Genomic DNA, 12,933 nt, shown 5'->3' with positions numbered 1-12,933 from the left:
TGCGGTGAGGTGTGAGCAACCTTTGACCCGCAGATTTCCGAATGGGGAAACCCACCTATCCTGATTATCTGACTTTGGTCAGGTAATTGGGAACATGGTATCTCGTTACTGAATACATAGGTTTCGAGAAGCGAACCCGGGGAACTGAAACATCTCAGTACCTGGAGGAAAAGACATCAACCGAGATTCCGTTAGTAGTGGCGAGCGAACGCGGACCAGGCCAGTGCCATTCATTCAAGTAGCAGAACGATCTGGAAAGTTCGGCCGTAGCGGGTGACAGCCCCGTATGCGAAACTGATGTGAATGGACTCGAGTAGGGCGGGACACGTGTAATCCTGTCTGAACATGGGGGGACCACCCTCCAAGCCTAAATACTCGTATGCGACCGATAGCGAACTAGTACCGTGAGGGAAAGGTGAAAAGCACCCCGATGAGGGGAGTGAAACAGTACCTGAAACGGATTGCCTACAAGCAGTTGGAGGGTCCTTGAGGCCTGACAGCGTACCTCTTGCATAATGGGTCTGTGACTTAATGTTTCAAGCGAGCTTAAGCCGATAGGTGTAGGCGCAGCGAAAGCGAGTCTGAATAGGGCGACATAGTTTGAAGTATTAGACCCGAAACCCGGCGATCTATGCATGACCAGGATGAAGGTGTGGTAACACACACTGGAGGTCCGAACCGATTAACGTTGAAAAGTTACCGGATGAGTTGTGCTTAGGGGTGAAAGGCCAATCAAGCCGGGAAATAGCTGGTTCTCCGCGAAAACTATTGAGGTAGTGCCTCGGATGGACACCTCAGGGGGTAGAGCACTGGATGGATGCGGGGGTCGCGAGATCTACCAACTCTAACCAAACTCCGAATACCTGAGAGTGATATCCGGGAGACAGACGGCGGGTGCTAAGGTCCGTCGTCAAAAGGGAAACAGCCCTGACCTACAGCTAAGGTCCCCAAGTCACGTCTAAGTGGGAAAGCATGTGGGAATCCCAAAACAACCAGGAGGTTGGCTTAGAAGCAGCCATCCTTTAAAGAAAGCGTAACAGCTCACTGGTCTAGCTAAGGGTTCCTGCGGCGAAGATGTAACGGGGCTCAAGACGTGCACCGAAGCTTAGGGTGTGTCGCAAGACACGCGGTAGCGGAGCGTTCCGTAAGCCTGCGAAGCGATCTGGTAATGGGTCGTGGAGGTATCGGAAGTGCGAATGCAGACATGAGTAGCGATAAAGAGGGTGAGATGCCCTCTCGCCGAAAGACCAAGGGTTCCTGCGCAAGGCTAATCCGCGCAGGGTGAGCCGGCCCCTAAGACGAGCCCGAAGGGGGTAGTCGATGGGAATGCGGTTAATATTCCGCAGCCTGGTGGTGTGTGACGGATGGTGTGTGTTGTCTGACCTTAACGGATTGGTCAGGCTTCGAAACTGTCCCGGGAAATAGCCCCACCGTATAGACCGTACCCGAAACCGACACAGGTGGTCTGGTAGAGTATACCAAGGCGCTTGAGAGAAGTGTCCTGAAGGAACTCGGCAAATTGCCTCCGTACCTTCGGAAGAAGGAGGCCCCATGTCAGCGCAAGCTCTCATGGGGGGCACAGGCCAGGGGGTAGCGACTGTTTAGCAAAAACACAGGGCTCTGCTAAGTCGGCTTCAAGACGACGTATAGGGCCTGACGCCTGCCCGGTGCCTGAAGGTTAAGTGGAGGGGCGCAAGCTCTGAAATGAAGCCCAGGTAAACGGCGGCCGTAACTATAACGGTCCTAAGGTAGCGAAATTCCTTGTCGGGTAAGTTCCGACCTGCACGAATGGCGTAACGACTTCCCCACTGTCTCCAGGACATGCTCAGCGAAATTGAATTCTCCGTGAAGATGCGGAGTACCCGCGGTTAGACGGAAAGACCCCGTGCACCTTTACTGCAGCTTCAGAGTGGCAGTGGACAAGAACTGTGTAGCATAGGTGGGAGGCTTTGAAGCATTGGCGCCAGCCGGTGTGGAGCCATAGGTGAAATACCACCCTGTTGTTGTCTATTGTCTAACCTCGATCCATGAAACTGGATCAGGGACCCTCTGTGGCGGGTAGTTTGACTGGGGCGGTCGCCTCCTAAAGAGTAACGGAGGCGCGCGAAGGTGGGCTCAGGCCGGTTGGAAACCGGCTGTTAGAGTGCAATGGCATAAGCCCGCCTGACTGCGAGACTGACAAGTCGAGCAGAGACGAAAGTCGGTCATAGTGATCCGGTGGTCCCTCGTGGAAGGGCCATCGCTCAACGGATAAAAGGTACGCCGGGGATAACAGGCTGATAACCCCCAAGAGCTCATATCGACGGGGTTGTTTGGCACCTCGATGTCGGCTCATCACATCCTGGGGCTGGAGCAGGTCCCAAGGGTTTGGCTGTTCGCCAATTAAAGTGGTACGTGAGCTGGGTTCAGAACGTCGCGAGACAGTTTGGTCCCTATCTGCCGTGGGCGTCGAAATTTGAGAGGAGTTGACCCTAGTACGAGAGGACCGGGTTGAACGTACCTCTGGTGTACCTGTCGTCGTGCCAACGGCGCAGCAGGGTAGCTATGTACGGACGGGATAACCGCTGAAAGCATCTAAGCGGGAAGCCTCCCTCGAGATAAGATTTCTCAGGACGGTCGAAGACCACGACCTTGATAGATCGGATGTGGAAGCGCGGTAACGCGTGAAGCTAACCGATACTAATCGTCCTATTCGCGCTTGAGAGCACACACCCCCAACAACAGCGTTGGAACAGGTGATCGACCCTCAACCAGATAACAGTGCATCGATTTGAACCCGTCTCCCCCGCCTTACCCGGCCGGGGAAGACACATGTGCAGGCTCCATTGCCTGGTGGCCATAGCGTCGGTGAACCACCCGATCCCATCCCGAACTCGGACGTGAAACCCCTCTGCGCCAATGGTACTATCGCTCAAGCGATGGAAGAGTAGGTCGCCGCCAGGCATTGCAGCTTCGCACATCCCATGAACCCATTCACTCACTCACCTCGGCGCGGGGTGGAGCAGCCCGGTAGCTCGTCAGGCTCATAACCTGAAGGTCACAGGTTCAAATCCTGTCCCCGCAACCATCTATACCACGACAGCCCCGTCTCCCATGAGACGGGGCTGTCGTGCGTTGCGGCACCGGCGCACCGCAACAACATTGCCGTAAGCTGAGCTGACTACCGTTTTTGGATCACTCGGCTGGCGGTCATCCAGCATCTGCCAGCAGCGATGGGCCATGTGCCGCCGACCAATTCACCAACGATATCGGGGTCTTGATGCCGATGGCGCTATGCGGTCGCATCTCGTTGTTCTCTGCGCCAAGCCTCGCATTCTCGGACCGCATCGTCGAAGCTCATGAACCAGTGCTGGTCCAGGCACTCCGCCCGGAACTTGCCGTTGAAGGACTCGGGCGAGATGAATTCGCTGCCCCGGTCGACAAGGATCGACGCCGGATAGCCCAGCAATCCTATGCACGAGTCCGACCAGCCCGGCCTTTCTGGTTAGGCCGGGTAGATCCCTCTCCAGCCTGTCGACATAGCGCGGCCCGCCGTCTTCGGGCAAAACGTTGTCTCTGAACACTGAAGTATCTGAGCTGCATGTCGTTGCGTACCACGTTCAAAAGAAGGCGGATCGATGTCGTCGGAACACGCGGCCGCCCATGCCGATGCCGCTGCCTGTTCGCGAGGACCATCCCGGAAGGCTCGCCCCCGGACCAGCCGATCTCGGGACGAGCAGCAGCTTGACTCGGGCTTCAGGGTCATTGTGCGGGCGCGAAGAAAAGCCGGACCGTTTCACCCGCCGCCAATGGTGAACGCTCATCCGGGAAGGCTGAGTGGCCGCGCCCGGGTCGCTCGGCTCCACTGGGAGACGTCCGCGGTCAGCAATTCGGCGGTTCGCCGGATCAACCGTCGCAAGGCATCGAAGTCCGGCACCTCATCCTGCGCGATCCGGCGTAGCGCGGTCAGCTGCGTCGCCAACGCGGCATTGCGTTCGGCGGCACCGGCGAAATCGCCTTGCATACGGATGCCGTAAACCGCCGCACCGATCGCAGGCAGCGAGGCGCTGACGACGGTTACGCCAAGCGGTAGCGCATGTTCGACGCCGGGCTCATGCAGGAGGAAGGTCCAGACCAGTTCGATGCCGAGCACGCACGCGCATACCAGTGCGGTCATCGCGAACAGCAAGCCACCAAACCGGTGCAGGCGATGCTCCAGCAAGTGCATCCGCCCGGCCTCGCGTTCGACATAGCCGATCTGGTCGTCAAGCAGCGCGACGAGGCTCGCATGCGCCTCGACGAGGTAACGCGCGTCGATCCTGCCCGACGGCAAAGCGATCCGGCGCGCGATGTCGCGCCGCAGTCGCCCGGCACCGACGCCTTCATCGGCACGGACGCCGCGCAGGAAGAGATCGCCGAGCGGCGCGGACACCGCGAGGCAGCGCAGCTCTTCTGCCAGCGTACGCTCCTCGAGCCAGCGCCCGTGCCAGCCGGCGCGCGAACCCCAATGCGTGATGATGAGAATCAGCGCGATCGAGGCGAATTCACCCGCCGCAAGCAACGGCTTGATCGCGGTCGGGACGACGAGTCCGAGCAGCGCGAGCGTTACCGAAAAGGCAGCGAGCGCAAAGCTGCTCACGAAGGCGCTACGGAACAGCTGGGCGGCGAGACTCGCCTTGCAGTCGGCGGTGTCGAAGCGTGGCCAGAGCTGCTGATCGATGCGGGTCTGCAACGTTTCGGTCGGATCGGCGGTGATGACGCGGGGCTGCGGGCAAGGGCGGCGCAGATCGGCGAAGCGGATACGCCGCACGCCGGTGACGGCCAGCAAAAGCGGGTAGGCGACCGCCAGCAGCGGCGGCGCGTCTCTGCTCGCTCGCTGGGGCGGAGCGTCGACCGGGGGCGACGAGAGCTGCGCCATCAGGCGTGGCAGGTCGGCGAGCGTCCCGCGCGCGACGGTATCCACGGCCTCCAAGCCCGATTCATGATCATTGAGGCCGCTCCACAGCAGCGATGGTGGGTGCGTGCCGTCCGGGCGGAGGACGATCACCGGAATCGCCTGCGCGACCGCCTCCGCGACGATTTGCGCGGCACCTCCGCGACCACGTGGCGGGCCGCCGTCCCAAATGGCGATCAGCAGGTCGCTTTGTGTCAACATCACGCGACCGGCGCGCTCGTAAGCAGCGGCCTCGGCACCGGGCTCGTCGCGTTTTCCCGGCAATTCGAGGATGTTGAAAGACAGGTTTAGCCGGTGACGGAATTCCGCCGCTGCGGTTTCGTCGAAGTCCATCGCATAGTCGTCGCGCGCGAACGGCAGGATCGTGTCGAGCTGCCATCCTGTCGCCAGCGCAGCGTCGGCGGCGAGCATGTCGGCGCCCTCGGCAAGGCTGCCAACGAGGCGGAAGCTATTGTTCGGCGACGACTTTTCCAGCGCGCGCATCAGCTGTTCGAGCTGTTGGCGCAGCGTTGCGGGGTCGACGTCGACGAGGCGATCGGGCCGGTGACCGGTGATCCCGACCGCGATGGGTGCTATATCGGAGGACATGCCGGCCAAGTCGCTGATATGGCCTGCTTTCAAATCATGATCCGCCGTCCGCGGCGCTGCCGTAGCGCACCGCCGACCACGCCGAAGCCCAGGATCATGGTCATCCATGTCGCCGGTTCGGGAACACCGGATGAGCCGTCGGTGTCGATCAGGCTCGGAATATAGTTGCCGACATAAGTGATCGGGGCATTGGCCGCCGGCGTTTCGATGGTCCGATCGGCGCCCGAGGGCACGAATGCGAAGGGAATGACGCTCGCCTCATAGTCGCGCGTGATCACGGCATGGACACCGCCATCGACCGTCGGGTCGTTGGCGAACAGCGCCCGGTCGGCGAGCCGTGCGCTCGCGTCCGTCCCGCCACCGATGTTGCGTGGATCGCCGAAGACGACCTGCGCCGCATTGCAGTTCAGGATATCGGAGCATTTATTGAAAGACTTCACCGAGTAGCTCGCGGTGTAGTCGACATAGAAGGTGTCGCCGGTGGAAATTGAACCGAGTTCGACGCTAAGCGGCGTCGCGCTCCAATCATAATATTGACCAGCCCCGCCATTGTCGCCGGTGATCGTGTTGGCAAACGGATTGTCGCCATTGTCATCGAAAACGCGCAGCCCGAAGATATCAGAATAGCCGTTGGCGGCGTAAAGCGTGTTCGTCTCACCGCTTTCCTCACCCCGAACGAAGTCGGTGCGGCTGACCGAGAAGTTGAACGATGCCGCGGTATCTTCGTAACTGCCGATGCCGACCAGCGCGAGGTGCCCGGGGGTGATGAGCGAGTCGAAGCGAAGCCCTTCAAGATTGCCGGCGTCGGTGACCTCGATTTCGAACCGGATCGTCGTGCTCGACGTGATCAGGCACTGGCCGACGCAATAATCGTTGTGCAGGAAATAGAAGCTGTCCGTGGTCGCCCTGCCGGTGTAATCCACGCCGAGCTGCGACGACGGGAAGGGGCGCTGGTCCGATTGCAGGATGGTGCCCTGCGTCCCGCCGGTGGTCGATGGCGGTCGTTCGGCGCCGAACGTGTAGGAATATTGATTGAGAACGCTTACGCTCTGAATGGAGATGCCGGGAAAGAGTTCGGCAGCACAGGCCGGCGTCGACGACGATGCGGCGAGCAGGGCAGCGGCTGCGACGGACATGCAGCGAGTCGCGACGGTAAACATGAAAAACCCCCCAGTTTTCCAATCTTTACCCATAATTTTGGTTAATGGGAAGCGTCGCCGGCCAATGGGGCGCGGGTCAGATGCATGTCGGCCGGGTGGTCGTATCGCTTCTCGCTTCGGCATGAATCCGCTTGCGAAGCGCCTGCGCTGAACGACACGCCGCGACGGCCTCCGGCGCCCGGCCGGCAGCGCGAAGGATGCGCGCCCGCAACTCGAGAAGCTCAGCCTGATCTGGATCGTCGGGGCCGTATTCGCGGTCGTAGATCGCCTTGATCCTGACCGTCCGGGCAAGAGCGTCACGGAATTTGCCTGCGGCGGCTTCGGCGTCGGCGGCAAAGAACTCGGTGTCGGCGACGTCCACGCTGTTCGCGCCATAGACTGCGGCATAGAGCGCCCGGGCCTTCTCGAAGCTAGCCGCCGCCTCGTCCAACTTGCCGGCGCGCGCCAGGATGCGCCCCCTGAGCAACAATGCCCGCCCGATGGTCGGATTGCGCGGCTCAAGGACTCGATTGTAGATCGCCAGCGCCTCATCGACCTGTCGTTGCGCGGCATCGAGTTTGCCCCCTTCGAGGGCAGCGAGCGCCTGATTGCGGATCGCATCGGCGGTAAGCACGTGATTGAGACCGAAGCGACCGACATAGGCGCGCGTCGCCCGAGCATAGATCTGCTGCGCCTCCGCCAGCCGACCAAGCCGAAGCAACGATTCCGCCTGGTTCAGTTGCGCGCGTCCGACGTCGGCGCGGTGATCGCCTTCCAGCGCGGCGTAGCGTCGTGCGGCCTCGGCATATAGATCCGCAGCCCGGTCGTAGCGGGCCGCGAGGATCGCCGCGCGCCCCTGACGTTCGGCCACTTCGGCGTCGATGCCGGGCGCATCCGGCGACCGCGCATCGTAGCTCGCCAGCGCGGCGGCGATGGCGCGCTCGCTTGCCGCAAGGTCACTCTGCTTCTGCTTGACCCGCGCCATCATCAACCATGTGCGCGCACGCTCCTCGCCGCGCGGCGGCAGCCGGGCCAGTGCCAGTTTCAGATCGCGCTCCGCCTCTGCCACGACGCCGAGGTTGACGTAGATCTCCCCCGTCGCCCGCAGCAAGCGCGCGCTGACGCCGGGTTCGTCGGCCAGTTCGCTGGCCGCGCGGTGACTGGCGCGATCCAGGATGGTCAGCGCGGTGATCGTGCGAGGGTTTTCGGTCGCCGGGTTGGCGATCTGGAAGGTGCCGATCAGGAAATCGAGGCTCTTGTCGGCGAGTTCGCGCTGGCGAACCGCGACGCGCCGCTGGCCCTCGGCGTAGATGGCGAGGCCGACGGTCACCGCCGCCACGACCAGCGATGCGGCGGTGATCCACATCAGCCGACGCTGTCGGCGCGCGGCGTCGCGGCGGACCAGAGCGTCGAGCGGCACGCCCGCGACGCCGGCGATCAGCTTGAGCGCCGCAAGCCGCCGGCCATCCTTGCCCGGCCGAATATCGGCGGCGATCGGCTCGGCGGGGATGGTCGACAGGTTCTGGTCGGCGCCGAGCTGGAAGCGCAAGGCGGGCGGGAAGCATTCGCGTTCGTCGCCCGCATAGGGTTCGCCCGACACGATCAGCGCGAGCGTGCGATGTTCGCCGTGGAGCCGCTTGAAGCTGAGGATCTCTTCGTTGACCCAGCGCGATTGCGCAGCCCGGGGGCTGCACAGCACGATCTGGAAGCGCGAGGCGGCAAGCGCGGCGCGCAACTCCGTGCCGAGATCGCCGCTCGCCGCCAGTTCGTCCCGGTCGCGAAACGACGGCAGAAGCTTCCTTTGCACCGGTCCGACGCTGCTCGGCGTGCCGACCAGCGCACGCGGCATCCGAAACGTTTCGAGACGACGATGCAGCCAGCGCGCGGCCGCTCCGTCAGCGTGGCTGTAGCTGATGAAGGCGGCGTATCGTTCAGTCATCAGGCCGCACCGCGGGGCGGAGCCCTGACGAGCCATCGCGACTCGTCACCTGCTGATCCCCCCGGTCATCAGTGGCGCGCCAAGAGTGGCACAATGGAAAAAGACGTCAATATCTGCGGGATAGCAGGCGCGCGCATTGGTGGCGTGTCGCGGATGGATGGCATCGCGCCGTCGTCGGCGGCCGCGATGCCTCGAAATTCCGGCGCGATGAAATACGCGCCTCGCCGTCAGCGATAGTGCGCCATCGTCACCTTCAGGACCTGCGGCCGGTCGATCAGGTTGAGGCCATAGTCGGTCTGGTCGCCGTTCCATACCCGGGACGTCACCCAGCGGCCCTTGTCGAAGGCGCCTTCCTCGACCCGCAGCATCATCGCGCCGGGGGCCTTGTCTGCTGCCTCGATCTGGACGCGGACATGGTCGCCGACGATCAGGAACTCGTCGGGAGAGAGTTGTGCCACGGCGACCCCGCCCACCGGCTCGTTCGCCCATGGCGCGGGATCGGCCTTGAGCCACGTCCAGTCGCGCATCCCGAACTGCCATTCGCCCCATGACGCCTTGATCGTCCATGCGCCCATGCGCGTCGACTGCGCGGTGCCGTCGTCGGGCTTGGCGACGCCCCAGGTCGGGCGTTCGTAGGCGATCCGCGCCCAGTCGCGCATGATCGTGCCGAACATCCCATAGGCGAGCGCCAGCGGAGCGAGCGTCTGGTCGCTCAGATCGCGCGCGCCGAGCGGAAAATTGAAATAGCCGCTGTCATCCATGCCGAACGGCGCGTAACCGATCGCGCCCCGCCCCAGCGCAGCATAGACATAGCGGTGGAAGTCGCGCGCATTGCCGACCTCGGGCACCATCAAGGCGTTGTCGGGGCGCGCATATTTGTCCAGATACGCGGTCGCATTGGCGCTTTTGCGATCATAGATGTCGGGCGCGGCGAAATCGACGTGCGGGGCGGCGGCCTTCCAGATGTCGAGCACGTCCTGTTGCGGGCCTCCGCTCGCGACGCCGTCCGGGTCGGGAACGTTCGACGGACCGGCGAGCGCGGCGTTGACGTACATCGGCAGCGGCTTGATCGCCTTGCCCGCTGCGGCGATCGCGTCGACATAGGCGGCGACGTACCAGGTGTTGAAGGCGCGATCGGCCTGCGCGCCGAAGACCTGCGTCCATGTCCCGTTGCGGCCGATCCGCCGGGCAAGCGGCGCGGGAATCGGTTTGGCGAACAAGGCGTTCGCTGCCGGGGCGTAATCGCGCGGGTTGCGATAGCTACCGGTCTCGTTCTCCGGCTGGACCATGATGACGGTGTGCTGAGGATCACGGTCGCGCAGATATTCCATGACTTTGACGAACGCGGCGCGGTCCGCGGCCAGCGTCGCCGCGCCATGCGCGCTCAGCACACCGTGATCGCTACCATCGCGCTTCTTCATTCGCGGGAAGCGGCGGTTGTCGAGCTTGACCCAATCGGGCGTGTAGCTGGGGGAGGTGTTCTTCCACGTCCCGAACCACAGCAGCACGACGCGCTTGTCATGGGCACGCGCCTGATCGAGCAATTGCTGGAGGAAGGACAGGTCGAAGCGGCCTTCCTGCGGCTCGACCTGTTGCCAGGCGATCGGCACCTCCACGGTGTTGGCGTGGATGCGATCAAGTACCGGCCATGTCGTCTTCAACGTCTCCGCGTAATTGCTGGAATTGTTGACCTGCCCGCCGAGGATCGTGAACGGCGCGCCATCGACGATCAGGGCGTGGCGGCCGTTGCGGCTCTCCAGCCGCGGGAGCTGCGCCGTGGCGCTGGTCGCGGTCGCGAGCAGCAGCCCTGCGGTGATGATGGTCCGTCCGATCATGTCCTCTCCCCGTCACCTCGGTCGAGGCTGACTTGTGCGGCGGATCATCCTGCCGCAAAGGAATGGTAGCGCTACGAACGCTGAGCGCAACGGGGAGTGGGTGATGATCGAGCAGGCGGATCGGGTCGGGGTGACGCGCGCATGGCGGGCCGCGCTGTTGGGGGCCGCGACGCTCGCGGCGATCCCGGCGATGGCTGTGCCGCTCGCCACCGTCGATCGCAACGGCGCGCTGGTCGCGGTCGAGCCTTACGCGCCGAACATCGTGCGCGTGACGATCGCGCTGGATCGCGCGCTGGCCGATGCGCCACCGGGCGATGGCCCGAATGCCAGCGCCGACGCCGCAGGCTGGCAGCACCGCAGCGACGTGAGCGGCGACGTGTTCGCCTCCGCCGCGATGACCGTCACCGTCAAGGCGCAGCCGTGGCCGGGCGCACCGTCGCAAATGCAGCGCTATTTTGCGCCGTCGTTGCCGCCGGTGTCGATCGGTTTTGCCGATGGCGGCGGGCGGGCGTTGACCGAGATGAAGGGGTGGGAGCGGGCGCCGCATACCGTGACCGGCGAGCAGACGTTCAAGGTCGGGGCGAGCTTCTCGGTGCAGCCGGACGAGCATTTCTATGGGCTCGGGCAGAATCAGGAAGGTATTCTGGACCTTAAGGGGCGCACGATCGACTGCCGCCACAATTATGATGCGCCGGCGGGCGAGACGGTGTGCGTACCGTTCATGGTGACGAACAAGGGGTACGGGATCGTCTGGGACAATCCCTCGGCGCTTACGGTCTCGGCTGGCCTCAATAATGGCACCCACTTTCAGTCGAACGTGGGCGAAAGAGTCTCGTTTTTCGTCATCTCGGGCGCAACGACAGACGAATTGTACGCCGGTTATGCAAAACTGACCGGCACGACCCCACTGCCCCCCAAGGCGGCGTTCGGGTTGATCCAGTCCAAGGCGCGCTACGAGACGCAGAAGGAGCTGCTCGACATCGCCGACGGCTATCGGCGGCGCGGTTATCCGCTCGACGTGATGGTGCTCGACTGGTTCTACTGGACGCGGATGGGGCAGCTGGACATCGACCGGACCTTCTTCCCCGACCCCAAGGGGATGAACGACGCGCTGAAGGCCAAGGGGATGCGGTCGATCATCAGCGTCTGGCCGCGGTTCGAGAAGGAGTCGCGCTATTACGACATGCTCGCCGCCAAGGGGTGGCTGCTCCACCACAAGGACGGGACGCCGGTCGACGGGCTGGCGGTGCGCTCCGACCGGGCGGGCGCGCTGATCGACTCGACCAACCCGGAGGCGCGGGCGTGGTTCTGGGAGAAGCTACGCGACAATATCGGGTCGCAGGGCTTCGACTGGTTCTGGCTCGACGAGACCGAGCCCGATCTCGTGCCCGATGGCTATCATTATTCGATCGGCACCGGCGACCGCTTCCACAATCTGTTTCCGCTGGTCCACACCGGCGGCGTGGCGCAGGGGATCGCGCGCGACCGGCCGAATTTTCGCAACCTGATCCTGTCGCGGGCGGCCTATCTGGGGGTGCAGCGGACCGGGGCGCTGTTCTGGTCGTCGGACGTGCAGTCGACGTGGGAAGTGCTCAAGCGGCAGGTGCCGGCCGGGCTTGGCTTCACCGCAAGCGGCATGGCCTATTGGAGCAGCGATACCGGCGGGTGGCAGTGGCCGAACGGGCCGGTCGCGCAACGCCCGGTGCTGCTGGACCCGGCCGGGGCGACCGCGATGGGCGCGGGCTATCCCGATTATCCCGAGCTGTTCGCGCGCTGGTTCGCGTACAACAGCTTCACGCCGACGCTGCGTATCCACGGGCAACGTCCGGCGACCGCGATCTGGGAATATGGCGCGGCGGCCGAGCCGGTGCTCGCGAAGTTCCTGAAGCTGCGCTACGCCTTGATGCCGTATCTCTATTCGCTCGGCTACGGCACCTACAAGACCGGCGCGCCGTTCATGCGCGCGCTGTTCATGGACTTTCCCAACGACCCGAACGTGGCGACGATCGGCGATCAATACATGTTCGGGCCGGCCTTCCTCGTCGCCCCCGTGACCGATCAGGGGATCACCGAGCGCAAGGTGTACCTGCCGGCGGGGGCGGACTGGTACGATTACTGGACGAATCGTCGCTATCCGGGCGGGCAGACGATCACCGCCTCCGCGCCGATCGACCAGATCCCGCTGTTCGTGCGCGCCGGATCGATCGTGCCGTTCGGCGCGGCGGTGCCGAGTACCGCGACCAATCAACCGCTGGAGCAGATCCGCGTCTATCCGGGCCGCAGCACCAGCTTCACGCTGTATGACGATGATGGCACGACCAACGATTACCGCACCAAGGGCGGGCGCAGCGCGACGCTGACGTGGGACGATGCCGCGGGGCGGCTGAGTGCGTCGGGCCGGCTGCCGAGCGGGCAAGATGCGGCGCGGTTGGTGCAGGTGGTGAAGTAGGGCGCGCCCGGGGGCTTGCGTCACTTCGCTGGAGAGGAAGAAGCGTCGCC

6 protein-coding genes, 1 tRNA gene, 2 rRNA genes and 1 pseudogene (1 of these 10 cut by a window edge) are annotated in these 12,933 nt (G+C 63.5%); 5 read left to right on the top strand and 5 right to left on the bottom strand.

What is annotated here, in order from left to right; all coding sequences use genetic code 11:
• The 3 genes from PGN12_02480 to PGN12_02470 all read left to right on the top strand — a co-directional run.
• Positions 1-2,703: ribosomal RNA gene (locus PGN12_02480) — 23S ribosomal RNA — on the top strand; it begins 76 nt to the left of the window's first position.
• A gap of 125 nt (positions 2,704-2,828) precedes the next feature.
• A 5S ribosomal RNA gene (gene rrf, locus PGN12_02475) occupies positions 2,829-2,943 on the top strand.
• A gap of 47 nt (positions 2,944-2,990) precedes the next feature.
• A tRNA-Met gene (locus PGN12_02470) sits at positions 2,991-3,067 on the top strand.
• Between the two features lie 122 nt (positions 3,068-3,189).
• Here the strand turns inward: PGN12_02470 and PGN12_02465 are convergent.
• The 4 genes and pseudogenes from PGN12_02465 to PGN12_02450 form a co-directional block, all read right to left on the bottom strand.
• Positions 3,190-3,442: pseudogene (locus PGN12_02465) on the bottom strand (transposase).
• A 357-nt stretch (positions 3,443-3,799) separates the two neighbouring features.
• Positions 3,800-5,521, bottom strand: a complete 1,722-nt coding sequence (locus tag PGN12_02460) for a hypothetical protein (GenBank protein ID MEH3102751.1) — start codon at positions 5,519-5,521, stop codon at positions 3,800-3,802.
• Positions 5,522-5,550: 29 nt separating this feature from the next.
• A complete protein-coding gene (locus PGN12_02455) occupies positions 5,551-6,681 on the bottom strand; it encodes a PEPxxWA-CTERM sorting domain-containing protein (GenBank protein MEH3102750.1) in 1,131 nt (376 codons plus the stop codon).
• Between the two features lie 76 nt (positions 6,682-6,757).
• Positions 6,758-8,599 (bottom strand): toll/interleukin-1 receptor domain-containing protein, encoded by a 1,842-nt coding sequence (locus PGN12_02450; protein ID MEH3102749.1) that lies wholly within the window; start codon positions 8,597-8,599, stop codon positions 6,758-6,760.
• A 93-nt stretch (positions 8,600-8,692) separates the two neighbouring features.
• Here PGN12_02450 and PGN12_02445 point away from each other — a divergent pair, with 93 nt between their 5' ends.
• Positions 8,693-8,836: a hypothetical protein gene (locus tag PGN12_02445; GenBank protein MEH3102748.1), complete on the top strand. Its 144-nt coding sequence runs from the start codon at positions 8,693-8,695 to the stop codon at positions 8,834-8,836.
• Here PGN12_02445 and PGN12_02440 read toward each other — a convergent pair.
• On the bottom strand, positions 8,827-10,434 hold the full coding sequence (locus PGN12_02440) for a DUF5597 domain-containing protein (GenBank protein MEH3102747.1): 1,608 nt from the start codon (positions 10,432-10,434) through the stop codon (positions 8,827-8,829). The two genes, PGN12_02445 and PGN12_02440, sit on opposite strands and share 10 nt — an antisense overlap.
• 103 nt (positions 10,435-10,537) lie before the next feature.
• On the opposite strand from PGN12_02440, the gene PGN12_02435 reads away from it, so the two are divergent.
• Positions 10,538-12,883, top strand: coding sequence for a glycoside hydrolase family 31 protein (locus tag PGN12_02435; GenBank protein ID MEH3102746.1), 2,346 nt, complete (start codon positions 10,538-10,540; stop codon positions 12,881-12,883).
• Positions 12,884-12,933 lie beyond the last annotated feature (50 nt).

Source organism: Sphingomonas phyllosphaerae (assembly GCA_036946405.1).
In the GTDB taxonomy this organism is placed as follows: domain Bacteria; phylum Pseudomonadota; class Alphaproteobacteria; order Sphingomonadales; family Sphingomonadaceae; genus Sphingomonas; species Sphingomonas phyllosphaerae_D.
The sequence above is the reverse complement of the archived record's forward strand: the minus strand, read 5'-3'. Positions and strand labels throughout refer to the sequence as shown.

Excerpts from the sequence above, each read along its gene's own strand:
- PGN12_02460 (MEH3102751.1), bottom strand. The coding sequence starts at position 5,521 with ATGTCCTCCGATATAGCACCCATCGCGGTCGGGATCACCGGTCACCGG.
- PGN12_02455 (MEH3102750.1), bottom strand. The coding sequence starts at position 6,681 with ATGTTTACCGTCGCGACTCGCTGCATGTCCGTCGCAGCCGCTGCCCTG.
- PGN12_02450 (MEH3102749.1), bottom strand. The coding sequence starts at position 8,599 with ATGACTGAACGATACGCCGCCTTCATCAGCTACAGCCACGCTGACGGA.
- PGN12_02445 (MEH3102748.1), top strand. The coding sequence starts at position 8,693 with ATGGAAAAAGACGTCAATATCTGCGGGATAGCAGGCGCGCGCATTGGT.
- PGN12_02440 (MEH3102747.1), bottom strand. The coding sequence starts at position 10,434 with ATGATCGGACGGACCATCATCACCGCAGGGCTGCTGCTCGCGACCGCG.
- PGN12_02435 (MEH3102746.1), top strand. The coding sequence starts at position 10,538 with ATGATCGAGCAGGCGGATCGGGTCGGGGTGACGCGCGCATGGCGGGCC.